This is a genomic window from Nocardioides terrigena (assembly GCF_003047265.1).
GTDB classification, from domain to species: Bacteria; Actinomycetota; Actinomycetes; order Propionibacteriales; family Nocardioidaceae; genus Nocardioides; species Nocardioides terrigena.
Genome location: NZ_PZYY01000005.1, coordinates 158,053 through 182,251 on the forward strand (window position 1 = coordinate 158,053; position 24,199 = coordinate 182,251).

Here is a 24,199-nt window from a genome sequence, read left to right on the forward strand (position 1 = left end):
TGGAATGCTACATGAGCGTCGCAGGCACTGCGGAATCGGCCGTTGCCGGAGGTCAGGCGGGCGTGTCCGCCTCGCGGACCGGGAGCTCGACCCAGAACGCGGAGCCCCGTCCGGGGGTCGAGGTGGCGTCGACGGTGCCGCCGTCGCGCTCGGCGAGGGAGCGGGAGAGGCTGAGCCCGAGCCCGGTGCCCTTCACGCCGGGCCGGGCGTAGCGGACGAACGGGTCGAAGACGCCGTGCAGCTGCTCGGCGGTGAGCCCCTCGCCGGTGTCGCGGACGATGACCCGGAGCCGGGGCTCGCCGGACTCGCCGCGGAGGTCCTGGGTCTGCACGGTCACCGTCCCGCCCGGGTTGTGCACCACCGCGTTGCCGATGAGGTTGGACAGCACCTGGCGGAAGCCGGCGGCGTGCGCCCACACGGTCGGGCCGTGAGGCACCGCGCAGTCCAGCTCGACCTCGGCTGCCCGCGCCGTGGCCCGGTGCCAGTGCAGGACGTCCTCCACGGCGGCGGCGACGTCGACGCTCTGCCGGATCTCCTCGGCCCCCATCGTCCGGCCGGCGCTGAGGAGGTCCTCCACGACGGCCATCAGCTGCTCGCACGCGCGGAGGATGACGGCGCCGTCGCGACCCACGGCCTCGGCGAACGGGTCGGTCTCCTGCTGCTCCGCCTCGTCGACCAGCATCTCGGTGTAGCCGACGATGGCGGTGAGCGGGGTGCGGAGCTCGTGGCCTACGGAGGCGAAGAAGTGCTGCTGCGCCTCCCGGGTCTGGGCGCCGGCCGCCACGGCGTCGGCGAGGGAGCGTCGGGCCTGCTCGTGGGCGATGCGTGCCGTCAGTGCCGCATTGAGGAGCCGGAAGTCAGCTACATGGCCCGGATGCCACAGACCGGTCCTGGTGCCCCCCATGGCCAGGCTTCCGTACATCAGGCCGTCGGCGACCTGCGCCTGGACCACCATGCTGCGGATCTCGATGGCGGATAGTTCCTTGCGGTCGTGGTCGGCCTCGTCCGGCAGGAGGTCGATGTCCGTCAGGACAAGGGGTGCCTCACGGGCGCGGGGTGACACCCACGGCATGGACAGCGCGGCTTCGGGCCCTGACTCCGGGGACGGGACGACCGAGCAGGTTGCTCCGGGGGCCATCCACTCGATCAGCCAGGCACGTTGGCCCAGATGTACCCACCCGTTCTCGTCGTCCGGGGCGAACGTGGTGAGCGCGGCCGTCACGGACTCGACCCGCGGCGACGTGAGCAGGTGGTTGGCCACCAGCGTGTAGGCGTCGTTCAGGCGCGTGCCGGTGTCGAGGACCTGGGTCGCAAGCTGGGCGGCCTCGGGTGACACAGGGGTGTCGAGCGGGACGTCCTGCAGGGCGGGGAAGTCAGTCACTCGTCGGACTCCTCCCGGGGCAGGGCTGTCATGCGGGCTGGGCTGGGGAGGATCCCCCGGCTCTGGTCGATTGTGACGGACGACGTCAACGAGAGGTGGTGTCGGCTCGCCCACTGGGCGACCTCGCGCAGCAGGGCCAGGCCCAGGGTGCGGCCGGGACAGGCGTGTGCCCCGGCCCCGAAGGGCAGCCAGGCCCCCGGGCGGACGTCGTCGCGGTCCCAGCGCTCGGGGCAGAAGGCGGGCAGCGCGGCCGGGGTGTCGGGCGCCAGGTCGGCACGGCGACCGAGGAGCAGCGGGCTGACCAGCACCATCGCGCCGGCGGGGAGCTGCTGGCCGGCCACTTCGACGGGCGTCGTGGTCACCCGCGCGGTGAGCCACGTCGGCGGGCTGACCCGCAGCGTCTCCCACACCGCGTGGTCGGGATCGACGGTGCCCTCCGGCCGGGCGGCGATGTGGACGAGGAGCCAGGACCCGGCGGCGATCGGCACCTGGATCCCGGCCGCCAGCATGGTGGCCACGATGGCGGGGGAGTCGGTGATGCCGCAGCCGTCGAGGACCAGCGCCAGCGCGTCCTCCAGCGCGAGCCGCGAGCGGTGCTCGGCGCGACGGACCCGGCTCCAGCGCCGGGGTGCCCGGGGGCTGGAGATCACCGGGGCGAGGGCGTCGATCCAGGCGAGGACGAGGTCGGCCACCTCGTCGCGCCGGTGGGTGTCGAGGTCGGTGAGCACCGCCGCGCAGGTCGCCCGGGCGATGGGTCGTCGCAGCAGCTCCATCGCCTCGAGCTCCCGGGCGTCCGGGTGCGGCGAGGGCAGCGGGGAGTCTGCGGCGGCCAGGGCGAGGTGCCACTCGGTGGCGAAGACGGCGCGCCCGCGCTCCACCTCGACCGGGGTGAGCGGTGTGAAGACGTGGTGGCCGGTGCGGCTCTCACCGGCGCTGGCCGAGAGGTCGGTGCTGCGGCTGACGCTCGTGGGGAAGTCGAAGGTCGCGGCGTCCATCAGCACCTGCCGGGACTGCTCCGGGGTGGTCGCGAGCCAGGGACCGTCGGGGCCCAGAGGGGTGAGTCCGGCCGCTCGTGGTGCGGCAAGGACAGCGCCGAGGCGGCCTGGGGCCGCCTCGGCGCTCTCGATCTTGGTGACGGGGCACGAGGTCCCGCCCACGGTGTTGTCGTTCAGCGACCGGGGCCGCTCGGACGCCACGAGTACATCGCGAACATCTGGTCGGCGGTCTTCTTGGCGGCGCGGCGCTGGATCAGCTTCATCATCGGGGTGCTCCCTCTTCTCGGGTGTACGACGCCCCAGGGGGTGTGGCGTCGTCGGGAGGCCCGACCTCCCGGCAGGGCTCCGTGAGCCCAGCGTATCGACGGTAAAGGCTTTACGGGGCGGTTCCGGCGGACTTCCCCTCGATGAGGTCCCGCAGCTGCTGTCCGCGCAGGGGCTTCGGCAGCACGCTGGTCACTCCGAGCTCCTGCAGGACGGCCCGCTGCTCGCCGGCCCAGGCGCTCACCACGACCACGTCGAGGCCCTCGCCGCGGTCGGGGTGCTCGCGCAGCCAGCGCACGACGTCCTCGCCGCTCATCCGCGGCATGGTGAGGTCGAGCAGCATGATGTCGTAGGAGTTCTGGGCCAGTGCCTCGACCGCCTCCACGCCGTCGGCGGCCTGGTCGGCGAGGTGCCCGAGACGCACGACCATCCGGGACATCAGGTCACGGATGTCCTCGGTGTCGTCCACCACGAGGAATCGCAGCGGGGCGGCCTGGGTGCTCACGTACTGAGGCTAGCGGTGAAGGTGGTCGGGTTTCTCGCGACTTCGACGATGTCCACCACTCGATCTCGTCGATCCCGCCCGCGCGTGGGGGATTGGGAGGCCGTTCGGGGGCGCCCTATGCTGTACGACGCCTTCGGCCGCGCGGTTCCGACCGTGCTCACCGGGGGCGGGCCCCCATCGTCTAGCGGCCCAGGACCCCGCCCTTTCACGGCGGTAGCGCCGGTTCGAATCCGGTTGGGGGTACGGCTGTCACACCGGTCGACGGAGCGGGCCACCCTCGATTGGGAGCCCGGGAAGACGATGGGTTAGAGTTCCACCGCTTCGCCTCGCGGAGCAGAAACACCGTCACACCAGTAGTTCACCTGGCCCCGTAGCGCAGTTGGTTAGCGCGCCGCCCTGTCACGGCGGAGGCCGCGGGTTCGAGTCCCGTCGGGGTCGCCACCAGGCCGGCTCGGAGCACACGCTCCGGGCCGGCCTTCTGCATGTGCGGGTGCGGACCGCCCGCCTACGCTGGCGGCATGCCCGTGGAGATCGAGCCCGACGACTTCGACCGCCTCGTGGAGTCTGCGCTCGACGAGCTCCCCGACGAGATCGCGGTGCTGGTGAGCAACGTCGTGGTGCAGGTCGAAGCCGACGCACCCGCCGACGACCCGGACCTGCTCGGCATCTACGACGGCGTCGCGCTGACCGACCGGGCCGCCAACCACAGCGGCATGCTGCCCGACCGGATCCTGGTGTTCCGCCGGAACCTCGTCGAGATGTGCGACTCGCTCGACGAGCTCCGCGACGAGGTCCGCATCACCGTCGTCCACGAGATCGCCCACCACTTCGGGATCGGCGAGGAGCGGCTGCACGCACTCGGCCTCGGCTGACTCGTAGGTCCCGAGACCCTCAGCCCGCGAGGACGAAGCCCAGCGCGGCCGCGGCGACCGACAGCACGACGGTCGCGGCGGCGTACGCCAGGCCCCGCCGGCCGAGGTCGACGGAGTGGACCGCGGCCGAGGAGTACGTCGTGAACCCGCCGCAGAAGCCGGTGACGAGCAGCGCCCACGCGTCCCCGGAGACGGCGAGCCCGGCGAAGACGCCGGCCAGCCCCGAGCCGACCACGTTGACCACCAGCGTGCCCGCCGGCCAGCGTCCGTCCAGGGCGTGCGCGACGGCGTACCGCAGCGGTGCCCCGACGGCGGCGCCGAGTGCGACCAGCAGCGCGGTCATGCGGCGGCCTCCGTGCGCCGGTGGACGAGGGCCCGGCCGGCCGCGGCCGCGGCCAGGCACAGCAGCAGGGTGCCCGCGGCGTACGCGAACGCCACCAGGGCCTCGCCGGTGTCCGCGAGGTCGACGGTCTCGACGGCCATCGCGGAGACCGTCGTGAAGCCGCCGAGCACCCCGGGGCCGAGGAAGCGGGCGAGCGTGGGGGAGCGGCGTACGACGCCAAGCACGGGCAGGGCGCCCAGCACCAGGCAGCCGACCACGTTGATCACCAGCGTGGCCCACGGGACGGACCCGCCGGCCGCGGCCTCGGTGATCGTCCAGCGCAGCACCGCGCCGAGCGCGCCACCGAGCGCGACGGCGAGGAGGTCGCGCGCCGGGAGGGGAGCCCGCGTCACGAGACGTGCTGGGTGTCGACGCGGCCGGTGTCGCCGCCGTCGGCGTGCCACGACCGCGGCCGCTCGCCGGACAGCTGGCGCACCATCTCGCCGAGGTACCACAGGTGGAACTCGCGCTGGTCGGGCGTGCGCTGCAGGGAGAGCAGCCGCTCGGCCTTGCAGAAGGCGTCGGCCAGGTCGAACATCTCCATCATCGTGGAGACGATCGAGGACGCCTCGGGCTCCATCCGCACCGACACGTCGACGGTGCGGGCCCCGGCCTGCCCGGCGCTGCGCACGGCCCGGTGGATCTCGTCGGGGACCTGGCGCTCGTAGCTGGCGAACATCGCCGAGAGGTCGGCGGCCAGCGGGTAGTGGTCCTGGTGGGCGACGGCGAGCAGGCGCAGCTCGCGCCGCAGCTCGTAGTACTGCCGGCTGAGGGAGGAGTAGAGCCGCAGATCGACGCCGAGGAAGCGGACCTCCTTGGCGGCGTCGCTGACCGCGCGGGGCTCGTCGTCGACGGTGCTGTCGATGACGGCCTGCGCGCCGCCGTCCTCGCGGACCTCGGACGCCGGCTCGAACCAGACGACCTTGCCGTCGGGCTCGATGGAGGCCCCCCACGCCACCGAGCTCATCGCCACGATCGACAGTCCGCGACCGAAGGTGGTCAGGAACTCCTCCGGGTCAGCGGAGGGGGTGGGAGGGCTGGGCGGCTGGGACGAGCCATCGATGACCTCGATGCGCGGGTGGCTCCTCGTCCCCCGCACGCGTACGGCGATCGGCTCGGCGCCGTGCAGGACGGCGTTGGTGGTGAGCTCGGAGACCCCGAGCTCGGCGCACTCGACGAGGTCGTCGCGGCCCAGCTCCACGCAGATGTCGCGCACCCAGCGACGCGCATCCGCCACGGCGCGCGGCGACGCCGAGAGGGGGAGGGCTTGCTTCGTCAGGGGCACTAGTCACTCACCGGGGGAGGATGTGGGTAGTCCAGCGGGGCGTACGTACCCAGTGCAGTCACCAACCAAACACGGCAGTCCGAGATTTGTCCGCGAGCTGGCTGCGACTGGCTGAGTTTCTCGTGGGACGCACGAGATCGCGAGATGTGACGCACGGAACCGGACCGACATTTGGGCGCCGGTCGCACGAGGCGGGACAATGGTCACGACGGCGACGCTTCCACACGCGCGCGCACTGCTCCAGGAGGAAAGACATGTCGAGTCCCCAGGCCCAGCAGCAGGCACCCCACAAGGTGATCGTGATCGGCTCCGGGTTCGGTGGTCTCTTCGGCACCAAGGCGCTGCGCAAGGCCCCCGTGGACGTCACCATGGTCGCCAAGACCACGCACCACCTCTTCCAGCCGTTGCTCTACCAGGTGGCGACCGGCATCCTCTCCGAGGGCGAGATCGCGCCCCCGACCCGCGAGGTCCTCAGCGGCCAGAAGAACGCGCAGGTCCTGCTCGGCGAGGTCACCGGAGTCGACCTCGAGGCCCGCACGGTCACCAGCCACGTCCTCGGCCGCGAGACCGTCTCGGAGTACGACTCGCTCATCGTCGCCGCCGGTGCGGCCCAGTCCTACTTCGGCAACGACCACTTCTCCGAGTACGCCCCGGGCATGAAGAGCATCGACGACGCCCTCGAGCTGCGCGGCCGGATCTTCGGTGCCTTCGAGATGGCCGAGCTCGGCGCCAACCGCGGCGACGACATCGACCACCTGCTGACCTTCGTGGTCGTGGGTGCCGGGCCGACCGGCGTGGAGATGGCCGGCCAGATCGCCGAGCTCGCGCACCGCACGCTCAAGCGCGACTTCCGGGCGATCAACACCCGCGAGGCGCGCGTGATCCTGCTCGACGCCGCCCCCCAGGTGCTGCCGCCCTTCGGCCAGAAGCTCGGCGAGAAGGCCAAGGGCGAGCTCGAGAAGCTCGGCGTCGAGGTGATCCTCGGCGCGATGGTCACCGACGTCGACGAGCGCGGCATCGAGATGAAGTTCAAGGACGGCCGCGTCGAGCGCATCAAGACCGTCACCAAGATCTGGGCCGCCGGGGTGCAGGCCAGCCCGCTGGGCAAGACCCTCTCGGAGCAGACTGGCGCCCCGCTCGACCGCGCCGGACGCATCGGGGTCAACCCCGACCTCACGCTCCCGGGCCACCCCGAGGTCTTCGTCGTGGGCGACATGATCGCGCTCGACAACCTGCCGGGTGTCGCCCAGGTCGCGATCCAGGGCGCCAAGTACGCCGCCAAGGAGATCGACGGCCGGCTCACCGGCAAGGCGCCCCAGGGGCCGTTCAAGTACTTCGACAAGGGCTCGATGGCGATCATCAGCCGCTTCCGCGCGGTCGCCATGGTCGGCAAGCTCCGGCTCACCGGCGTCATCGCCTGGCTGATGTGGCTGGCCGTGCACCTCGTCTACATCACCGGCTTCAAGAGCCGGGTGACCGCGCTGCTGCACTGGGCCATCTCGTTCCTCGGACGCGGCCGCTCCGAGCGCACCACCACCGAGCAGCAGATCTTCGCCCGCACGGCGCTGGCCCGGCTGCGCCGCGGTGCCACCGACCTGGTCTCCGAGCCCGGGGCGTACGACGCCGCGCGCCAGATGATGGAGACCACCCGGCGCGAGGAGCTCGAGGCGATGGCGGCCGAGGAGGCCCGGCTCACCGACTCCGGCGCCCGCGGGGTGCCCGCAGAGCAGCGCTGACGCGCGTCGTACGACCCCACGTCAGTCGGATGACGTTGAGCTCTCACCCTCGCTCGGCTCGATCTCCTCGTCGGCAGCGTCGTCCTCGGAGGGCGTGGCGGACGGGCTGACCTCGGGCTCGCCCAGCTGCGCTATCGCGCGCTCGAGCGCGGCGATGGTGACGGCGTCGACGGTGCCGGTCGCCGGCACGCCGAGGTCGGTCTGGAACGCCTTCAGCGCCTCGGTGAGGGCGGGGGTCCACTCACCGTCGACCGGTCCGGTCCAGAAACCGGCCAGGATCAGTGTCTGCTGCACGGCCGCGGTCGTGGCGACCGACTGCTGCTCCGCGGCACCGCCCTGCGCGGCCACGTCGGACTGCAGAGCGGCCGCGGTGGCCTTGTCGACCGCGCCCGTGGCCGGCAACCCGTGGGCCTCCTGCAGGGACACGACCGCGTCGACGGTCGCGGGACCGTAGACCCCGTCCACCTCCGCGGTGTAGTGACCCGCGAGCGCCAGGGAGTGTTGGAGCGTCGCGGTGACGTCATGGACGGCGGATGCGGCCTGCTCCTGCTGCTCGTCGGTCAGGCACCCCACCTCCGAGAAGAGGCGCAGCCACGACATCTCGAGCGCCACCACGGCGGCGTTGAATTGCTCGGCGGCGTTCTGCAGCGGTGTCTGGTCGCTGATCCCCTCGAGCGCAGCGTCGAGGTCGGCCTCCGCCTGCTTCACCCGGTCGACCGACGCAGGCGCCACCTCGGGCACCAGCGTCGTGGCGGTGCTGGTCGGCGTGGGCTCCGGGGACGTGCCCGTCGCCTCGGCGAGCGCGACCTGGGCCTCCGCCAGGTCCTGCTCGGCCGCCACCACGTCCTCCCGGGCGGCAACCGCATCCTCCGCGCTGGACACCACGTCCTCACCGGGCTCGACGAGGTCGGTGCCGGCCTCCCGGACGTCGCCGACCGTCGGCTTCGTCGAGCTCAGCAGGTCGCCGTACCGGTCCAGCGCGACGATGTAGTCCTTGGTCTGGTCGCAGAAGGCGGTGGCCGCCGCCTCCGCCGCCTCCTCCGCGTCCAGGAGATCGGCCTGCGCCGCCTCGACCCTGGCCTGCGCCCTCTCCACGTCGGTGTCGCCGTCGTCACCGCAACCGACCAGGACCAGGGACGCGAGGACGACAGCCCCCGCGGGTCGCACACCGAGGGCCAGCAGGGGCGAGCCTCGCCGTGGACGCAGGCGCGCGGGGGCAGCTGCGCGGCGTCTGTCGATCGAACGCACGACGGTTGCGTCCGTCCGGTCGAGATGTCGTGGGTCCTGGCCCCGGTTCTTCGACATGTTCGCTCCTCGCCCTGGTCCGGGACGTCACGTCGGACGGCGACCGCGTCACTCGGACTGCCGTGTGCCGCGGCTGCGACGGGAAGCCCGTGCCTGGACACCGCGGCAACGGTGGCAGCCCGGGTGGGCCGCGGGATCACCCGCTTCGGACGAAACGACGGCCCGGCGGTGACGCCGGGGCCAATGGCCATCGCTAGGCTGCGCGTGGGCCATTAGCTCAGTTGGTAGAGCACCGGACTTTTAATCCGTGGGTCGTCGGTTCGAGCCCGACATGGCCTACCGCGACCACCCCGCCGGGGTCGTCGTCACCTCGCCGTAGCGCATCGGGTGCGCAGAGTTCACACGAGTGCGCAGATTCACCGTGGGCTCGGAGGTTTCCTTCGAGCGCTTCCTTGGTAGTGTCTGCACTGCAACAGGTGCAAGTTCCAGCAGGTAGACGCCCGCGGAGTTTGTGATCCAACGGCGTTTCAGCTTCGGGCCATGCCAGTCCCGCTAGTCGGAGCGACGTGTCACCGCATCTATTGCGGGATCGTCGAAGTGACGGTCTTTCGCCCGATAACAGGAGTAACACAGCAATGGCTCAAGGCACCGTGAAGTGGTTCAACGCCGAGAAGGGTTTCGGCTTCATCGCGCAGGAGGACGGCGGCGACGACGTCTTCGTGCACTACTCGGCGATCCAGTCGCAGGGCTACAAGTCCCTCGACGAGAACCAGAAGGTCGAGTTCGACGTCACCCAGGGCCCCAAGGGCCCGCAGGCGGAGAACGTTCGCGCCGTCTGACGACACCTCGAAGCCCCGGCGCAGCACCTGTTCCGGACTTCTGAGCAGCGAGGCCCTACCCGTTCGGGTAGGGCCTCGCTGTCCGTTCGGGCCATTGTGTTGGCCCGGCATACTTTTTACGATTGGATCAGTTTGAACGTCCGGCTGCGGGGGCACGGTCGTCCTTCGATGTCCGTCCCTGCGAGTGAGCTGGAGGTAGTGGTGCCTGACCAGTTCGACGTGAGCCTCGAGGACGACGACCTCCTCGGCGAGGTGGAGCTGACCACGACGCTCATCATCGCCGCCAGCGAGGCCGACGAGCACCTCTCCCAGGAGGAGATCGACCGGCTCCTGGGCGTGACGCCGCGCCCGCCCGAGCAGCGCGGCTCGCAGGACTGAGTCGCCCCGCGACCGCTCAGCAGGTCGCGAAGAGCACCGGTCCGCTGGTGAGGTCGGAGAGCACGTACTGCCCCGGCACCGGTGCGAGGTCGAGCGTCACCACGCCGTCCTCTGCCACCGCGTCCTCGAGCGTGAAGCGGTCCGCGAAGTCCCCGCCCTGCCCGGGAGCGGGCCCGCTCGCCAGGGTGGCGCGGGTCTCGGCGTCGGTGCGTGCCGCGTCGTCGTCCGCGAAGGACATCGCCACCCGGATGTCGCCGTCGGTCCGCAGCGCCATCGCGAAGCCCGTCATCGGGTGCACCTCGCCGGCCTGCTCGAGCAGGGCGTCCGCCTCGGCCTGGTCGTCGGCGTCGGCCGACGCCATCGCGAGCTGCTCGCAGGCGTGGGCGCCGGTGAACACGCTGGCCGCCACCGGGGAGCCGCTCGCCTCGACCACCTCGTCGACCGACTCGAGGGCGTCCGCGTCACCGCGGGCCACCTCGACGGCCGCCTCGAGGGGGGCGATCTGGTCCGAGGTCAGGACGATGCCCTCGTCGGCTAGCAGGGCGACGTACTGCAGCTCGGGGGTGAGATCGGGGCCGATCCGGGCCAACAGGTCTGGACCACCGGCCCAGACGCCGTCGTCCTCGTCGGGCTCGGTGAAGCCGAGGTCGCGGAGGCGGTCGGCGAGCTCCGGCACCTCGTCGGGGTCGCCCAGGCCGAGGACGTCGACCGCCCCGTCGGGCGACTGGGTGAACAGCTCCCAGTCCAGGGTGCCGGGCGAGATGCCGAACGCGTCCTGCATGGTGAGGCTCGAGCCGACGAGGGCCGACGTCGAGGTGAGGTCGTCGGCGTACGCCTCGTCGAGGAAGGCGACCACCTGCTCGCCGTCGGGTGACGCGCCGAGGTCGGCGTCGACCTGGCGGCGTACGGCGCTCCAGTCGGTCCACGACAGCCGCTCGGTGCCCGCGGGGGCCAGCGCGACCGCCCGCTGGAGCCGGGTCTCGTCGCCGCCCAGCCAGGCCACGAGACCGGCCGCCACACCGAGGGCCAGCAGCGTCGCCAGGCCCAGCGCGAGAGCGCGACGCATGGGCAGACTCCTCACAGGCGGGAAAGTGGTGTGAGACTAGCGTCCATGCCGCCCCGGGATGTGCGCGCTGCAGGCGCCGTGGTGACCCGCAAGGGCGGAGACGTGCTGCTCGTCCACCGCCCACGGTACGACGACTGGTCCTTCCCCAAGGGCAAGGTGGACCCCGGCGAGCACGTGGTCACCGCCGCCATCCGCGAGGTCGCCGAGGAGACCGGGCTCGACGTGCGCCTCGGCCCGCCGCTGCCGGGCCAGCGCTACGGGCTCACCAGCGGCCGCACCAAGGCCGTGTCCTACTGGACGGCGCGGGTGATCGGCGACGACGACGTGAGCCGGTACGCCGTCAACAACGAGATCGACGAGGTCGCCTGGGTGGCGTGGGACAAGGCCCGGGAGGTGCTGACCTACGACCGCGACCGCCAGACCCTCGACGACGCCGGTCCGCTGCGCCGCAAGACCCGCGCGCTCGTGGTGCTGCGGCACGGCCACGCGCGCTCGCGCAAGGCCTGGCGCGACGACGACCGCCGGCGACCGCTCCTCAAGCCGGGCGGCGTCCAGGCCGAGAAGCTGATCCCGCTCCTCGCCGCCTTCGACGTGACGGCCGTCCACACCTCCTCGAGCACCCGGTGCCTCGACACCGTCGCGCCGTACGCTCACACCACCGGCTGGCCGCTAGTGGCCCACGACTGCCTCTCCGAGGAGGGCGCGACCCTCGAGGAGGTCGTCGACCTCGTGGACGACCTGCTCGAGGAGCCGGACGGGTCGGTGCTGTGCTCCCACCGCCCGGTGCTGCCCACGGTCCTGGACGCCGTCGGCGTCACCGGCGACGTGCGGCTCGAGCCGGGGGAGATGCTCGTCGTGCACCACCGCAAGGGCCGGATCGTGGCTCTCGAGCGTCACCTGCCCTAGTCCCGGCCGACCCGGTTCGTCAAGGTGCCGTCAACGAGTTCATGTGACGGCCGTCTCCTTCCCGGCTGGCCGACGCCAGTCGGCCCGGTCGAGTTCACCGCTCGTTCACCGACGGCGCCGTGCTCGGTCACCTGCGCTCCCTAGCGTCCCGTCCGTCAGCACGTCACCAGACTTTTCAGGAGTTCCGAAGTGAAGCGCACTTCCCACCGCTTGGCCCTCGCGTCGGGCGCGGTCGCCCTCGCTCTCACCCTCGCCGCCTGTGGCGGCGGGGACGCCGGCGAGTCCTCCGGCGGCGACGAGTCCTCCGCGAGCGGCAGCGTCGCCGTCGACGGCTCGTCCACCGTCTACCCGATGAGCGTCGCCGCCCAGGAGCTCCTCAGTGAGGAGAACCCCGACGTGCAGGTGACCGTCGGCGAGTCCGGCACCGGCGGCGGCTTCGAGGCCTTCTGCGCCGGCGACACCGACATCTCCGACGCCTCCCGTCCGATCGAGGAGGACGAGATCGCGGCGTGCGAGGAGAACGGCATCGAGTACACCGAGCTCCAGGTCGCCACCGACGCCCTCACCATGGTCGTGCACCCCGACCTCGCGGTCGACTGCCTGACCGTCGACCAGATCGTCGACCTGTGGGGCCCCAACGCCACCGCCACCAACTGGAACGAGATCGACCCGTCCTTCCCGGACCAGGAGATCTCGTTCTTCGGCCCCGGCACCGACTCGGGCACCTACGACTACATGGCCGCCGACGTGATCGGTGACGAGTCCGAGGCCACCCGCAAGGACTACGAGGCGTCCGAGGACGACAACGTGCTCGTGCAGGGTGTCTCCGGCACCGAGGGCGCCACCGGCTACTTCGGCTTCACCTACTACGAGCAGAACGCCGACACCCTGAAGGCGCTCGAGATCGACAACGGCGAGGGCTGCGTCGCCCCGTCCGCCGAGACGGCTCAGGCCGGGGAGTACACCCCGCTCGCCCGCCCGCTGTTCATCTACGTCAGCAACGCGTCGTACGCCGACAACGAGGCCGTCAAGGCGTACGTCGACTTCTACATCGAGAACCTCGCTGACATCGCCGAGATCGGTCAGTTCATCCCGCTGAGCGACGACCTCTACTCGGAGACGCAGTCCAACCTCGAGGCCCTCGGCTCCTGAGGCCGGGGAGACTAGGGAACACTCCTTCACATGAGTAGCAACTCCAGCAGTGGGGCAGGCTCGTCCTTCGGGACGGGCCTGCCGCCCGCTGTCGACCTGCGTGCCAAGTCGCGGCCGGGCGAGCGGGTCATCCGGATCGTGCTGGTCGCGTCCGCGCTGATCTCGGTGGCCATCACCTTCGGCATCATCCTGGCCCTCATCGAGCCGGTCATCGCCTTCTTCCGCGAGGTGCCGTTCGGTGACTTCTTCGCGTTCGAGGGCGACTTCGCCGTGCTGCCGCTGGTGACCGCGACGCTGATGGTGACCGTCATCGCGCTGCTCGTCGCCGTGCCCCTGGGCCTCGGCGCGGCGCTCTACCTCTCGGAGTACGCGTCGCGGCGGTCCCGCAAGATCCTCAAGCCGACGGTCGAGCTCCTCGCCGGCGTGCCCTCGGTCGTCTACGGCTTCTTCGCGCTGACGTTCGTCACGCCCACGCTGCTGCAGGACATCCTCAACGTCGGGGTCGGCTTCACCAACGCCCTGGCCGCCGGGCTCGTCCTCGGGGTGATGATCATCCCCACGATCGCGTCGCTCGCCGAGGACGCGTTCTCCGCGGTGCCCCACGCGCTTCGGCAGGGCTCGTTCGCGATGGGGGCCAACCGGATGCAGACCAGCGTCCGAGTGGTCCTGCCGGCCGCCCTCTCGGGCGTGGCCGCGGCCGTCGTCCTCGGCATGTCCCGCGCAGTCGGCGAGACGATGATCGTCGCGCTGGCCGCCGGTGCCCTCAAGAACTTCAGCCTGGACCCGCGCGAGGGCATGCAGACGATGACCGGCTTCATGGCGCAGACCGCCGGTGGCGAGAGCCCCGTCGGCTCCCTCGACTACAACAACCTCTTTGCGGTGGGCATGCTCCTCTTCCTCATCACGCTGGTCCTCAACATGGTCAGCATCAGCTTCGTCCGACGATTCAGGCAGGTCTACTGATGAGCGTTGCCACCACCACGGCGGCCCGCACCGTCAAGACCACTGTCGCCACGGGCAAGAGCCGGGACCGCACCACGGTCTCCCTGGTCTTCCTCGTCGCGCTCTGGTTCTCCCTGTTCTTCGGCGTGGTCGTGCTCCTGGCGCTGATCATCAGCACGGCGACCAAGGGCGCCGCCCGCTTCGACATGGAGCTCCTCACCAACTACACGTCCTTGGTGAGTCCCGAGACCTCCGGCTTCCGTGCCGGCATCCTCGGCAGCCTGTGGCTGATGCTCTTCACGGCGCTGTTCGCCGTCCCGCTCGGGATCGCCGCGGCTCTCTACCTCGAGGAGTTCGCCGACTCCGAGAAGTGGTGGAACCGGCTGATCGAGGTCAACCTCCAGAACCTCGCGGCGGTGCCGTCGATCGTCTACGGCCTGCTCGCCGTCGCGGTGATGGCCCTGATGGGCTTCAGCGACTCGGGCACCGTGCTGGGAGGCTCGGTGGCACTGGCGCTGCTGATCCTGCCCGTCATCATCATCACCACGCGCGAGGCCGTCCGAGCCGTGCCACGCGAGATCCGCGACGGCTCGCTCGCGCTCGGGGCCACGGTGTGGCAGACCACGTGGAAGCAGACCCTGCCGGCCGCCATCCCCGGCATCGCGACGGGCACCATCCTGGGCCTCTCCCGGGCGATCGGCGAGGCGGCGCCCCTCGTCATCGTGGGTCTGGCCGGTTCGATCCGGTTCGACCCGGAGGGCCTCATGAGCAACGCCACCGCCCTGCCCATGCAGATCTACTCGCTGACGTCCCAGTCGCAGGAGGCCCTCCGTCAGGCGGCCTCGGCTGCGATCATCGTCCTGCTGGTCATGATCCTCGGGCTCAACGCACTCGCGATCTTCATCCGCAACAAGTTCCAGCGATCCTGGTGAGGAAGAGAACCTCCATGTCAACCACCCCCGCAACCTCCTCCACGAGCCGCACCGACCAGGGCCAGATCGGCTCCCTGGCCGGCGTGCACTCGGACTCCGACCGGGAGCTTCCCGCGCACCCCGCCCAGCCGGTGATGGAGGCCAAGGACCTCAACGTCTTCTACGGCGACTTCCACGCCGTCCACGACGTCAACCTCGCCTACGGTCGCAACGAGATCACCGCGATGATCGGCCCCTCGGGCTGCGGCAAGTCGACCGTCCTGCGCTGCCTCAACCGGATGAACGACCTCGTCGCCGGAGCCCGCGTCGAGGGCCAGGTGATGTACCACGAGCAGGACATCTACGCGAAGAACGTCGACCCGATCGCGGTCCGCACACACATCGGGATGGTCTTCCAGAAGCCCAACCCGTTCCCCAAGTCCATCTACGACAACATCGCCTACGGCCCCCGGGTCACCGGCATGAAGGTCGACAACATGGACGACCTGGTCGAGGAGGCGCTGCGTGGTGCTGCCCTCTGGGACGAGGTGAAGGACAAGCTCAAGCAGTCGGCGTACGGCCTCTCGGGCGGCCAGCAGCAGCGGCTCTGCATCGCCCGCACGATCGCGACCAAGCCCGACCTGATCCTGATGGACGAGCCGTGCTCCGCGCTCGACCCGATCGCGACGGCTCGCGTCGAGGACCTGATGCTCCAGCTGCGCAACGACTACACGATCATCGTCGTCACCCACAACATGCAGCAGGCAGCGCGCGTCTCGGACCGTACGGCGTTCTTCACCGCCCGCCCGGACGAGACCACCGGCAACCGCACCGGGCTGCTCGTGGAGTACGACCTCACCTCCAACATCTTCTCCAACCCCAGTGACAAGCGGACCGAGGACTACATCTCCGGTCGCTTCGGCTGACCCCTCTTCCTCCGTGAGTAGTTTGGGACGATCTGGGGGCTGAAACACCGGTCTGGCCTACCAGTTCGTCCCCGACTACCCCGGTGAACCGTGGCCTGTGGATGACATCTGCGGGCGGATCGGCATTCGGGTCACGATGGGTGGGTGACCTCGGGGGAGTGGACGGCCGGAGCTTGGCCGGTACGTGGGCTGGGCCCGCGCGAGGGCTTGCCCCCCGGTCTCGTCTGGCCGGCCCGCCGAGGCGCGCCGGAGGGGCCGACCGAGTGGCAGACACGCTCGGGAGCCTTCCGAAGCGTCGGCGGAGGCCTGTGGTTGCCTGCGGAGGTCGACCTGTCGGTCGAGCAGAGGATCGTGGAGGCGGCGGCGCGTTCGTCGGCCTTCGGAGCGGTGACCGGGTGGGCCGCCCTGCGGTGGCGGGGTGCCACGTGGTTCGGCGGCACAGGCCGTCGACAGGAGCCGCTGCCGGTGACGGTCGCGACCGGTACGACGCACTCGCTGCGGGCCGACTCGCGCCTCCGGGTCTCCAGGGAGGTCATCCCGCTCGCCGCGCTCGGCCGCTGGCGAGGGATTCGCCTGACGCAACCCCTGTGGAGCGTGGCCTACGAGATGCGCAAGGCTCCCGACGACGAGGCCGCCGTGGTGGCCTTCGAGCTCGCGGCGTTCCACGACCTCGTGTCCACGGCGGAGCTCGAGGAGTACGTCGACTCCAAGCTGGGGACGCGGCAGGGCGTGCAGCGGATCCGTGACCTGCTGCCGGAGCTCGAGGAGAACAGCTGGTCGCCCGCCGAGCCGGTAATGCGTCTCACGTGGACCGGCGCCGGATTCGCGCGACCGTTGGCCAACCGGCCGGTCTTCAACCTCGAGGGGCGCTTCGTCGGGACGCCCGACCTGGTCGACCCCGTTGCCGGTGTCTACGGACAGTACGACGGCGCTCTCCATCTCGCGGGCGAGGTGAGGCAGCAAGACATCGCCAAGGAAGCGGCGTACCGCCGTCTCGGCCTCGAGGGCGTCACGATGATGGCGGGCGACCTGGGCAACCGCGACCCGTTCGTCGTACGTCTGGCCGAGGCCTACCGGAGGGCTGCACGACGACCAGCAGACCAGCGACTCTGGACGGTCGAGCGGCCGAAGTGGTGGATCCCGACGATGACGGTTGATCAGCGGCGCGCCCTGTCGGCGTACGACCGTCAGCGGCTCCTCAAGTACCGGCGAGCGGCCTGACACGTCCTCGACTGGGGGCGGGTCCTGTGGTCCCCGACACCGGGGTAGTTGGGGGCGAACTTGTAGGTGGAACCGCCCTCCGGCCTACCAGAACGTCCCAAACTACCCAGCGGAGGCGGCGGGGCCCCAAGAAAGCGGGCGACAAGGCGCGGGCCCGAGGCAGGGAATTCCAGCGGGGAGGTGGGGATCAGGGGAGGAAGAGGTGTGCGATCCAGTAGCAGACGGCGGCGACGAGGGCGGCCATCGGGAAGGTGAGCACCCAGGCGATCAGGATCGACTTCGCGACACCCCAGCGGACAGCGGAGAGGCGCTTGGTGGCGCCGACGCCCATCACGGCGGAGGTGATGGTGTGGGTGGTCGAGATGGGGGCCTCGAAGGCGTACGCCGTGGTGTAGAGCACCGACGCGGCCACCGACTCGGCGGCGAAGCCGCGCGCCGGGTCGAGGTGGATGATCCGGCGACCCAGGGTGCGCATGATGCGCCAGCCGCCCGACCAGGTGCCGAGCGAGATCGCGGTGGCGGCGGCGAAGATCACCCAGAGGGGGAGGGGGTCGCCGGCGGCGACGTACCCGCCGGTGAGCAGCGCCAGGAAGATCACGCCCATCGTCTTCTGGGCGTCCTGGAGGCCGTGGCCGAGCGCCATCGCGGCGGCGGAGACCGACTGGGCGACCTTGAAGCCGCGGTTGGCCTTGGACGGGTTGGCCCTGCGGAAGGCCCACATGATCCCGACCATCGCGGCGAAGCCGAGGCTGAAGGCGACCAGGGGGGAGACGAACATCGGGATGACGACCTTGGAGATCACGACGTCCCAGTTGGCGGTGGCTCCCGCGGCGACCGCGGCACCGACGAGGCCGCCGATGAGGGCGTGCGACGAGGAGGACGGGAGGCCGAAGTACCAGGTGATGAGGTTCCAGGTGATGGCGCCCAGCAGGCCGCACATCACGATCACCAGCCCGTGCGTGCCGGTCCCGGGGTCGATCGTCTCGGACACCGTCTGGGCGACCTTCTGGCCGAGGAAGGCGCCGACGAAGTTCATCACCGCGGCCATCGCGAGCGCGACGCGCGGGGTGAGCGCGCCGGTCGAGACGGAGGTGGCGATGGCGTTGGCGGCGTCGTGGAAGCCGTTGGTGTAGTCGAAGACGAGCGCAACGACGACGACCGCGACAATGATCGCGATTTCCATCTGGGGTCAGGACTCCTTGACGGCGATCTGCTCCACGATGTTGGCCACCTTCTCGAAGGCGTCGATGGCGCCCTCGAGGGACTCCACCACGTCCTTGAGCTTGATGACCTCCAGCGCCTTGCGGTCCCCGTTGAAGAGGCCGGCCAGGATGCGGCGGTAGCTGCGGTCGCCGGCGTTCTCGAGCCGGTTGATCTCGATCCAGTACTCGTCGAGCGAGGCCATGGTGCGCAGGCCCGGCATCGCGTTGGCGGTCAGCTCGGCGCAGCGCTGGAGGACCTCGACCTGCTCGGAGGTCTCCGGCGGCAGCGTCGTGACGTCGTACAGCAGGACCAGGTCGACCGCCTCGTCCATCATGTCCATGACGTCGTCCAGCGCGCTGGCGAGGGCGTAGATGTCCTCACGGTCGAACGGCGTCACGAAGGTGCTGTTGGCACGCCGGACGATCGCGTGGGTGGTCTCGTCGGCGGCGTGCTCGGCGTCGCGCATCTGCTGGGCGATGCCCTCACGGTCGTTGCCTTCCCCGAGCATCTCGGCGAGCAGGCCTGCGCCCACGACGAGGTGGGCGGCGGCCTCGCTGAAGAGCTCGTAGAAGGAACCGTCGACGGGGCGGAAATTCAAACGCACGGAGAACTCCGGGTGAGGGGGGACCAAACGACGGCAATGCTAGGGGGTGACCGTCGCCCGGGGTCAATCGCGCGTCAGCGGCGGCGGCGCTGGCGCGTGATCAGGTCCTCCTGCAGGTGCCTCGACCCCTCGTTGAGGGTCCACTCCCCGCTCGCGTCGAGCTCCCACGCGGAGGTGTCGGCGTCGAACGCGAGGTCGAGCAGCGCGCCCACCTCGGCCACCTTGCGCACCCCGGGCAGCCGCACGAGCACCTCGACCCGACGGTCGAGGTTGCGGTGCATCATGTCGGCTGACCCGATCCACGCGAGTGGGTCGCCGTCATTGGCGAACCAGAACACCCGGCTGTGCTCGAGGAACCGGCCGAGCACCGAGCGCACCTTGATGGTCTCCGAGAGGCCGGGTACGCCGGGGCGGATGGCGCAGATGCCGCGGATGAGCAGCTCGACTGGCACGCCGGCCTGGGAGGCGAGGTAGAGCGCGTCGATGACCGCCTCGTCGACGATCGAGTTGGCCTTGAAGCGGATCCCGGACGTGCGGCCCGCCTGGTGGTTGGCGACCTCGGCGTGGATCTGGGTGATGAGGCCGTCGCGCACGCTGTCGGGGGCGACCAGCAGCCCGTCGTACGTCGTGTTGCGGCTGATGCCGGACAGGTTGTTGAAGAGGTGGGCGACGTCCTCGCCGACGGCCGTGTCGGCGGTGAGCAGCCCGAGGTCCTCGTAGAGCCGCGCGGTCTTGGGGTTGTAGTTGCCGGTGCCGATGTGGGTGTAGCGGCGGATGCCGTCCGGCTCGTCGCGCACCACCATCGACAGCTTGCAGTGGGTCTTGAGGCCGACGAGGCCGTAGACGACGTGGCAGCCGGCGTGCTCGAGCTTGCGGGCCCAGCGGATGTTGTTGGACTCGTCGAAGCGCGCCTTGATCTCGACGATCACCAGCACCTGCTTGCCGGCCTCGGCCGCGTCGACGAGGGCGTCGATGATCGGGCTGTCGCCGGAGGTGCGGTAGAGCGTCTGCTTGATCGCGAGCACGTGCGGGTCGGCCGCGGCCTGCTCGAGGAAGCGCTGCACCGACGTGGCGAACGAGTCGTAGGGGTGGTGCAGCAGGACGTCCTGGCGTCGTACGGCGTCGAACACGTCGACCGGCTTGGCGGTCTCCACCTCCGCGAGCTGGGGGTGGGTGATGGGGAGGAAGGCGGGGTACTTGAGGTCCTCGCGCGGCAGGTCGGCGATCGAGTGGAGGCCGCGCAGGTCGAGGGGGCCCTGGAGCCGGGTGACCTCGTCGCGGGTGACGCCGAGCTCGGAGATGAGCAGGTCGAGCACGGTCGCGTCGATCGACTCCTCGACCTCGAGGCGGACGGGCGGGCCGAAGCGGCGGCGCAGCAGCTCCTTCTCGAGGGCCTTGAGGAGGTTCTCCGCGTCGTCCTCCTCGACCTCGAGGTCCTCGTTGCGGGTGACCCGGAAGGTGTGCGCCTGGAGCACCTCCATGCCCGGGAAGAGCTTCTTGAGGTGCTCGCCGATGACGTCCTCGAGGGGGACGAAGCGCTGGTTGCCGACCGGCACGAAGCGGCTGAAGATCGGCGGCACCTTGACCCGCGCGAAGTGCTCGGTGCCGGACTTGGGGTTGCGCACGACCACGGCGAGGTTGAGCGAGAGGCCGGAGATGTAGGGGAAGGGGTGCGCGGGGTCCACGGCGAGCGGGGTGAGGACCGGGAAGATCCGGTCCTTGAAGAGCTTCTTGCAGATCCGCTGCTCCTCGCGGTCCAGCTCGGACCAGCGGACGATCTCGATGCCCTGCTCGCGCAGCTCGGGGATGATCTCCTCGTTGAAGACCCGCGCGTGGCGCTGCATCAGCTCGCGGCTGCCCTGCCAGACCTGCTCGAGCTGGTCGCGGGGGAGGAGCCCGCTCGCCGCCCGTACGGCGACCCCGGCGGCGATGCGCCGCTTGAGGCCGGCCACCCGGACCATGAAGAACTCGTCGAGGTTGCTGGCGAAGATCGCCAGGAAGCGGGAGCGCTCGAGCAGCGGCAGCGACGGGTCCTCGGCCAGCTCGAGCACCCGCTGGTTGAAGCGCAGCCAGGACAGCTCGCGGTCGACGAACCGGTCCTCGAACTTCTCGACCGCGGCGATCTCCGCGGCGTCGGGGACGTAGGGCGGCTCCACGTCGAAGGTGTCGGTGGGATGTCCGAACGGCTCAGCCGTGGGGCCGTCCTCAACAGAGGCGCCGACAGTCGTGGGAAGGGCAGTGGTGTCGGACATGTCGTGAAGTGTGTCACCGGATCGTGAACGGTGGGTGGCCGATTCAGTCAGTAGACGAGCGCCTGCACGCCGTCACCGAGGATCTCCTCGGTGAAGACGGCCGCTCCGGCGATGGTGGCGCCCTCGACGAGGTCGCTCTCCGCGAGGTCGCGCCGCGCCGCGCACTGCGAGCAGACGGTCAGCCGTCCGCCGGCGAGCACCGCGTCCCGGAGGCCCGCGAGCGGCGTCGCGAGGGGCAGGTCGAAGGCCTCGGCCCGGCCCGGTACGCCGAACCAGGCGGCCTCGCCGGTGAGCCACAGCGAGACCTCGGCGCCGGAGGCGACGGCGGCCGCGGCGACCGTGAACGCCTGGTTGGCGCGCTCGGGATCCTCGGCACCGCAGGTGACCTTGACGACGAGTGGGCGTGGCATGGAATCACCCTAGACTCGTCCCATGCCCTTCGAGCTCCCCGACAACCTGCACCCCAACTGCGGCCCCGTCGCCTGGCTGCTGGGCACCTGGCGCGGCAACGGCCACGGTGACTACCCGACGATCGACAAGTTCCAGTTCGGCCAGGAGCTGATCTTCACCCACGACGGCCGCCCGTTCTTCCACTACATGGCGCGTGCCTGGGTCGTCGACGAGGAGGGCGAGTTCGTCCGCGACGCCGCCATGGAGTCCGGCTTCCTGCGCTGCCCCGAGCCGGGCAAGGTCGAGATGGTGCTCTCGCACAACATCGGCTACTCCGAGATCTGGTACGGCGCCGCCGGTGACGGCAAGCTCGAGATCCACTCCGCCGGCATCGGCTTCACCGAGACGGCCAAGGAGGTGACCGCGGGCTCGCGGATCTACGGCAACGTCGAGGGCGACCTGCTCTACGCCTACGACATGGCCGCGGTCGGCCAGGAGCTCCAGCCCCACCTCTGGGCACGGCTCAAGAGGGCCTGACCCCTGATGGCCGACGACCTCGCCGACCGGCTCCGTGGGAGCGGCTACCGCCTGACCCCCCAGCGGCAGCTGATCCTCGGCGCGGTCGAGCAGCTGGGCCACGCGACGCCCGACGAGGTCCTCGCCGCGGTCCGGGAGCAGGCCAGCGCGGTCAACGCCTCGACGGTCTACCGCACCCTGGAGGTGCTCGAGGAGCTCGGCCTGGTCCGGCACGCTCACCTCAGTGACCGGGCGCCGACCTACCACTCCACCCGGGGGCCGGAGCACTTCCACCTGGTCTGCCGGAATTGCGACCGCGTCCAGTCCGTTGACCCTGACGTGGCGTCCGCACTGCTCGAGGCCCTGCGCCGCGAGCACCGGTTCGAGGTCGACCTCGGCCACCTGGCGATCTTCGGTCGCTGCACCGACTGCCCCCCACCGTCTGGAGACACCGCATGACCTCCCCGCTCCTCGGCCTCCCCGGCGCCGTCGCCGGCGACGGCATCGACGCCCCGGTCGCGGCCCACTACGGCTCCTTCAACGGTGAGCAACGCGCGCTCGTGACGACCGGCGGCTTCGTCGACCTCTCCCACCGCGACGTGGTGCGGATCGAGGGACCGGACCGGCTCACCTGGTTGCACTCCCTGACCACGCAGTACGTCGAGGGCCTCGCGCCCGGCACGTGGGTGCAGGCGCTGGTGCTCAGCCCGCAGGGGCACGTCGAGCACGAGCTCACCGGCGTCGACGACGGCACCGCCTTCGTCGCCCACACCGAGCCGGGCGCCGGCCAGGGCCTGGCCGACTTCCTCGACCGGATGCGCTTCATGATGCGCGTCGAGGTCAGCGTCGTGACCGACGACGTGGCGGTCGCCTGGCGCGTCACGGGTGACGGTGCGACGTACGACCTGGTGCCCCGCACCCGCCTGGAGGAGTACGCCGCCGCGGCGGGGCCCGCGGCCGGTCTGTGGGCCTACGAGGCGCTGCGCATCGAGCGTGGCGAGCCGCGCTTCGGGGTCGACACCGACCACCGCACCATCCCCAACGAGGTGGGCTGGATCGGGCCGGCGGTGCACCTGGAGAAGGGCTGCTACCGCGGCCAGGAGACGGTCGCCCGCGTGCACACGCTCGGCCGCCCGCCGCGCCGCCTCACCCTGCTGCACCTCGACGGCTCGGAGAACCGGCTGCCGTCGCCGGGCAGCCCGGTCACCCTCCCCGGCTCCGACAAGCAGGTCGGCTTCGTCGGCTCCAGCGCGCGCCACCACGAGCTCGGGCCGATCGCGCTGGGGCTGCTCAAGCGCAACATCCCGGTCGACGCCGTGCTCGAGGTCGACGGGATGCCGGTCTCCCAGGAGGTCGTGGTCGACCCCGAGGTCGGGCTGCACGTCCGCCCCCAGCTGTGAGCCTGCTCGGCCGCGTCGAGCAGGTCGCCGCCGCGGCCGAGGCCGCCGACGGGGTGGCGCCGCTCGACGAGGCCACGTGGCTGTGGCTCCGCTCCGGTGCCTGGCCCGAGCGTCGCGACGGCGTCGGCGACGTCGTACGCCCCACCGGCTTCCTGCTGCGCCGGGGCGAGGAGATGCACCTCGTGGTCCATCCCGACCACCGCGCCCAGGGGCTCGGTCACGCCTCGCTCGCCACCGTGGAGGGGCCCGCCCACGCCTGGTCGCACGGCAACCACCCGGCGGCGGCGCGGCTGGCCGCCCGGCACGGCTTCGAGCGCGTCCGGGACCTCTGGGTGATGCGCCGCCCGACGAGCGAGCCGCTCCCCGAGCTCGACGACCCCCGGATCCGCACCTTCACCGACGCTGACGCCGCCGAGCTGCTGCGCGTCAACGCGGCGGCCTTCGCGCACCACCCCGAGCAGGGCGCCCTCGACGAGGCCGGGCTCGCGGCCCGGATGGCGGAGCCCTGGTGGGACCCGGCCGGGCTGTTCGTCGCGATGGACGGCGACCGGATGCTCGGCTTCCACTGGACCAAGCAGCACGACGCCCGGCTCGGGGAGGTCTACGTGGTCGGCATCGACCCCGCCGCCCAGGGGCAGGGGCTGGGGCGGGCGCTGACCCTGGCCGGGCTGCACCACCTGCAGGCCCTCGGGGTCGAGGAGGTGCTCCTCTACGTGGAGTCCGACAACGCGCCGGCGCTCGCGACGTACGGGCGGCTCGGCTTCACCCACGCCGACGTCGACACCCACGTGATGTACGCGCGGGCCTGAGGTCGGCTGCTCAACCTGG

General features: G+C 71.0%; 26 protein-coding genes and 3 tRNA genes. 17 read left to right on the top strand and 12 right to left on the bottom strand.

Annotation, left to right across the window (positions count from 1 at the left end; translation table 11 throughout):
* Positions 1-52: 52 nt before the first annotated feature.
* The 3 genes from DAE25_RS12340 to DAE25_RS12350 form a co-directional block, all read right to left on the bottom strand.
* On the bottom strand, positions 53-1,381 hold the full coding sequence (locus DAE25_RS12340) for a sensor histidine kinase (protein ID WP_107766497.1): 1,329 nt from the start codon (positions 1,379-1,381) through the stop codon (positions 53-55).
* On the bottom strand, positions 1,378-2,538 hold the full coding sequence (locus DAE25_RS12345; protein WP_159083703.1) for a cytochrome P450: 1,161 nt from the start codon (positions 2,536-2,538) through the stop codon (positions 1,378-1,380). Before DAE25_RS12345 ends, DAE25_RS12340 begins: the two co-directional genes overlap by 4 nt.
* 214 nt (positions 2,539-2,752) lie before the next feature.
* Positions 2,753-3,145, bottom strand: coding sequence for a response regulator (locus DAE25_RS12350; protein ID WP_107766499.1), 393 nt, complete (start codon positions 3,143-3,145; stop codon positions 2,753-2,755).
* Positions 3,146-3,315: 170 nt separating this feature from the next.
* On the opposite strand from DAE25_RS12350, the gene DAE25_RS12355 reads away from it, so the two are divergent.
* From DAE25_RS12355 to DAE25_RS12365, 3 genes are all read left to right on the top strand, one after another.
* Positions 3,316-3,388, top strand: a tRNA-Glu gene (locus DAE25_RS12355).
* 121 nt (positions 3,389-3,509) lie between these two features.
* Positions 3,510-3,586, top strand: a tRNA-Asp gene (locus tag DAE25_RS12360).
* A gap of 77 nt (positions 3,587-3,663) precedes the next feature.
* A complete protein-coding gene (locus DAE25_RS12365) occupies positions 3,664-4,017 on the top strand; it encodes a metallopeptidase family protein (protein ID WP_107766500.1) in 354 nt (117 codons plus the stop codon).
* Between the two features lie 19 nt (positions 4,018-4,036).
* Here the strand turns inward: DAE25_RS12365 and DAE25_RS12370 are convergent, their stop codons facing one another.
* From DAE25_RS12370 to DAE25_RS12380, 3 genes are read right to left on the bottom strand one after another with little or no spacing between them, the layout of a single operon-like run.
* A complete protein-coding gene (locus DAE25_RS12370; RefSeq protein ID WP_107766501.1) occupies positions 4,037-4,360 on the bottom strand; it encodes a fluoride efflux transporter FluC in 324 nt (107 codons plus the stop codon).
* Entirely contained in the window at positions 4,357-4,752 is a 396-nt protein-coding gene (locus DAE25_RS12375) for a fluoride efflux transporter FluC (RefSeq protein ID WP_107766502.1), read from the bottom strand. Before DAE25_RS12375 ends, DAE25_RS12370 begins: the two co-directional genes overlap by 4 nt.
* Positions 4,749-5,684 (bottom strand): ATP-binding protein, encoded by a 936-nt coding sequence (locus DAE25_RS12380; protein ID WP_107766503.1) that lies wholly within the window; start codon positions 5,682-5,684, stop codon positions 4,749-4,751. Before DAE25_RS12380 ends, DAE25_RS12375 begins: the two co-directional genes overlap by 4 nt.
* A 254-nt stretch (positions 5,685-5,938) precedes the next feature.
* Between DAE25_RS12380 and DAE25_RS12385 the strand changes: the two genes are divergently transcribed.
* Positions 5,939-7,420 (top strand): NAD(P)/FAD-dependent oxidoreductase, encoded by a 1,482-nt coding sequence (locus DAE25_RS12385; protein ID WP_107766504.1) that lies wholly within the window; start codon positions 5,939-5,941, stop codon positions 7,418-7,420.
* 21 nt (positions 7,421-7,441) lie between these two features.
* On the opposite strand, the gene DAE25_RS12390 is transcribed toward DAE25_RS12385, so the two are convergent.
* Positions 7,442-8,668, bottom strand: a complete 1,227-nt coding sequence (locus DAE25_RS12390; protein ID WP_199907568.1) for a peptidoglycan-binding domain-containing protein — start codon at positions 8,666-8,668, stop codon at positions 7,442-7,444.
* A gap of 263 nt (positions 8,669-8,931) precedes the next feature.
* On the opposite strand from DAE25_RS12390, the gene DAE25_RS12395 reads away from it, so the two are divergent.
* The 3 genes from DAE25_RS12395 to DAE25_RS23550 all read left to right on the top strand — a co-directional run bounded on the left by DAE25_RS12395 (position 8,932) and on the right by DAE25_RS23550 (position 9,882).
* Positions 8,932-9,004 (top strand) — tRNA-Lys (locus tag DAE25_RS12395).
* Between the two features lie 296 nt (positions 9,005-9,300).
* Complete coding sequence (gene cspE / locus DAE25_RS12400; protein ID WP_056886937.1) at positions 9,301-9,504, top strand: transcription antiterminator/RNA stability regulator CspE; 204 nt, start codon at positions 9,301-9,303, stop codon at positions 9,502-9,504.
* Between the two features lie 201 nt (positions 9,505-9,705).
* Positions 9,706-9,882 (top strand): hypothetical protein, encoded by a 177-nt coding sequence (locus tag DAE25_RS23550; RefSeq protein ID WP_199907569.1) that lies wholly within the window; start codon positions 9,706-9,708, stop codon positions 9,880-9,882.
* Positions 9,883-9,898: 16 nt separating this feature from the next.
* Here the strand turns inward: DAE25_RS23550 and DAE25_RS12410 are convergent, their stop codons facing one another.
* Complete coding sequence (locus tag DAE25_RS12410; protein ID WP_107766506.1) at positions 9,899-10,948, bottom strand: hypothetical protein; 1,050 nt, start codon at positions 10,946-10,948, stop codon at positions 9,899-9,901.
* A 45-nt stretch (positions 10,949-10,993) separates the two neighbouring features.
* Here DAE25_RS12410 and DAE25_RS12415 point away from each other — a divergent pair, with 45 nt between their 5' ends.
* The 6 genes from DAE25_RS12415 to DAE25_RS12440 all read left to right on the top strand — a co-directional run bounded on the left by DAE25_RS12415 (position 10,994) and on the right by DAE25_RS12440 (position 17,006).
* A complete protein-coding gene (locus tag DAE25_RS12415) occupies positions 10,994-11,854 on the top strand; it encodes an NUDIX hydrolase (protein ID WP_107766507.1) in 861 nt (286 codons plus the stop codon).
* A 189-nt stretch (positions 11,855-12,043) separates the two neighbouring features.
* Positions 12,044-13,006, top strand: a complete 963-nt coding sequence (locus DAE25_RS12420) for a PstS family phosphate ABC transporter substrate-binding protein (protein WP_234411017.1) — start codon at positions 12,044-12,046, stop codon at positions 13,004-13,006.
* A 30-nt stretch (positions 13,007-13,036) separates the two neighbouring features.
* Positions 13,037-13,969 (top strand): phosphate ABC transporter permease subunit PstC, encoded by a 933-nt coding sequence (gene pstC / locus DAE25_RS12425; RefSeq protein ID WP_107766508.1) that lies wholly within the window; start codon positions 13,037-13,039, stop codon positions 13,967-13,969.
* The gene (pstA, locus tag DAE25_RS12430) at positions 13,969-14,880 is read left to right on the top strand and encodes a phosphate ABC transporter permease PstA (RefSeq protein WP_107766509.1); all 912 of its coding nucleotides are present in this window, start codon (positions 13,969-13,971) and stop codon (positions 14,878-14,880) included. Before pstC ends, pstA begins: the two co-directional genes overlap by 1 nt.
* A 134-nt stretch (positions 14,881-15,014) precedes the next feature.
* On the top strand, positions 15,015-15,785 hold the full coding sequence (gene pstB, locus DAE25_RS12435; protein ID WP_199907581.1) for a phosphate ABC transporter ATP-binding protein PstB: 771 nt from the start codon (positions 15,015-15,017) through the stop codon (positions 15,783-15,785).
* Positions 15,786-16,097: 312 nt separating this feature from the next.
* The gene (locus tag DAE25_RS12440; protein WP_107766510.1) at positions 16,098-17,006 is read left to right on the top strand and encodes a hypothetical protein; all 909 of its coding nucleotides are present in this window, start codon (positions 16,098-16,100) and stop codon (positions 17,004-17,006) included.
* 187 nt (positions 17,007-17,193) lie between these two features.
* Here DAE25_RS12440 and DAE25_RS12445 read toward each other — a convergent pair whose 3' ends face one another.
* The 4 genes from DAE25_RS12445 to DAE25_RS12460 all read right to left on the bottom strand — a co-directional run bounded on the left by DAE25_RS12445 (position 17,194) and on the right by DAE25_RS12460 (position 21,475).
* Positions 17,194-18,189, bottom strand: coding sequence for an inorganic phosphate transporter (locus tag DAE25_RS12445; protein WP_107766511.1), 996 nt, complete (start codon positions 18,187-18,189; stop codon positions 17,194-17,196).
* A gap of 6 nt (positions 18,190-18,195) precedes the next feature.
* Positions 18,196-18,813: a DUF47 domain-containing protein gene (locus DAE25_RS12450; protein WP_107766512.1), complete on the bottom strand. Its 618-nt coding sequence runs from the start codon at positions 18,811-18,813 to the stop codon at positions 18,196-18,198.
* A gap of 74 nt (positions 18,814-18,887) precedes the next feature.
* Positions 18,888-21,065: an RNA degradosome polyphosphate kinase gene (locus DAE25_RS12455; protein ID WP_107766513.1), complete on the bottom strand. Its 2,178-nt coding sequence runs from the start codon at positions 21,063-21,065 to the stop codon at positions 18,888-18,890.
* 47 nt (positions 21,066-21,112) lie between these two features.
* Complete coding sequence (locus tag DAE25_RS12460; RefSeq protein ID WP_107766514.1) at positions 21,113-21,475, bottom strand: DsrE family protein; 363 nt, start codon at positions 21,473-21,475, stop codon at positions 21,113-21,115.
* 22 nt (positions 21,476-21,497) lie between these two features.
* Between DAE25_RS12460 and DAE25_RS12465 the strand changes: the two genes are divergently transcribed.
* From DAE25_RS12465 to mshD, 4 genes are read left to right on the top strand one after another with little or no spacing between them, the layout of a single operon-like run.
* Positions 21,498-21,992 (top strand): FABP family protein, encoded by a 495-nt coding sequence (locus DAE25_RS12465; RefSeq protein ID WP_107766515.1) that lies wholly within the window; start codon positions 21,498-21,500, stop codon positions 21,990-21,992.
* 6 nt (positions 21,993-21,998) lie between these two features.
* Positions 21,999-22,430: a Fur family transcriptional regulator gene (locus DAE25_RS12470; RefSeq protein ID WP_107766516.1), complete on the top strand. Its 432-nt coding sequence runs from the start codon at positions 21,999-22,001 to the stop codon at positions 22,428-22,430.
* Entirely contained in the window at positions 22,427-23,371 is a 945-nt protein-coding gene (gene ygfZ / locus DAE25_RS12475) for a CAF17-like 4Fe-4S cluster assembly/insertion protein YgfZ (protein WP_107766517.1), read from the top strand. Before DAE25_RS12470 ends, ygfZ begins: the two co-directional genes overlap by 4 nt.
* The gene (gene mshD / locus DAE25_RS12480; RefSeq protein ID WP_234411018.1) at positions 23,368-24,180 is read left to right on the top strand and encodes a mycothiol synthase; all 813 of its coding nucleotides are present in this window, start codon (positions 23,368-23,370) and stop codon (positions 24,178-24,180) included. The genes ygfZ and mshD overlap by 4 nt, the downstream gene beginning before the upstream one ends.
* Positions 24,181-24,199 lie beyond the last annotated feature (19 nt).

Excerpts from the sequence above, each read along its gene's own strand:
- DAE25_RS12460 (WP_107766514.1), bottom strand. The coding sequence starts at position 21,475 with ATGCCACGCCCACTCGTCGTCAAGGTCACCTGCGGTGCCGAGGATCCC.
- DAE25_RS12455 (WP_107766513.1), bottom strand. The coding sequence starts at position 21,065 with ATGTCCGACACCACTGCCCTTCCCACGACTGTCGGCGCCTCTGTTGAG.
- DAE25_RS12365 (WP_107766500.1), top strand. The coding sequence starts at position 3,664 with ATGCCCGTGGAGATCGAGCCCGACGACTTCGACCGCCTCGTGGAGTCT.
- pstB (WP_199907581.1), top strand. The coding sequence starts at position 15,015 with ATGGAGGCCAAGGACCTCAACGTCTTCTACGGCGACTTCCACGCCGTC.
- DAE25_RS12385 (WP_107766504.1), top strand. The coding sequence starts at position 5,939 with ATGTCGAGTCCCCAGGCCCAGCAGCAGGCACCCCACAAGGTGATCGTG.
- pstA (WP_107766509.1), top strand. The coding sequence starts at position 13,969 with ATGAGCGTTGCCACCACCACGGCGGCCCGCACCGTCAAGACCACTGTC.
- ygfZ (WP_107766517.1), top strand. The coding sequence starts at position 22,427 with ATGACCTCCCCGCTCCTCGGCCTCCCCGGCGCCGTCGCCGGCGACGGC.
- DAE25_RS12410 (WP_107766506.1), bottom strand. The coding sequence starts at position 10,948 with ATGCGTCGCGCTCTCGCGCTGGGCCTGGCGACGCTGCTGGCCCTCGGT.
- DAE25_RS12470 (WP_107766516.1), top strand. The coding sequence starts at position 21,999 with ATGGCCGACGACCTCGCCGACCGGCTCCGTGGGAGCGGCTACCGCCTG.
- DAE25_RS12415 (WP_107766507.1), top strand. The coding sequence starts at position 10,994 with ATGCCGCCCCGGGATGTGCGCGCTGCAGGCGCCGTGGTGACCCGCAAG.
- pstC (WP_107766508.1), top strand. The coding sequence starts at position 13,037 with ATGAGTAGCAACTCCAGCAGTGGGGCAGGCTCGTCCTTCGGGACGGGC.
- cspE (WP_056886937.1), top strand. The coding sequence starts at position 9,301 with ATGGCTCAAGGCACCGTGAAGTGGTTCAACGCCGAGAAGGGTTTCGGC.
- DAE25_RS12370 (WP_107766501.1), bottom strand. The coding sequence starts at position 4,360 with ATGACCGCGCTGCTGGTCGCACTCGGCGCCGCCGTCGGGGCACCGCTG.
- DAE25_RS12445 (WP_107766511.1), bottom strand. The coding sequence starts at position 18,189 with ATGGAAATCGCGATCATTGTCGCGGTCGTCGTCGTTGCGCTCGTCTTC.
- DAE25_RS12465 (WP_107766515.1), top strand. The coding sequence starts at position 21,498 with ATGCCCTTCGAGCTCCCCGACAACCTGCACCCCAACTGCGGCCCCGTC.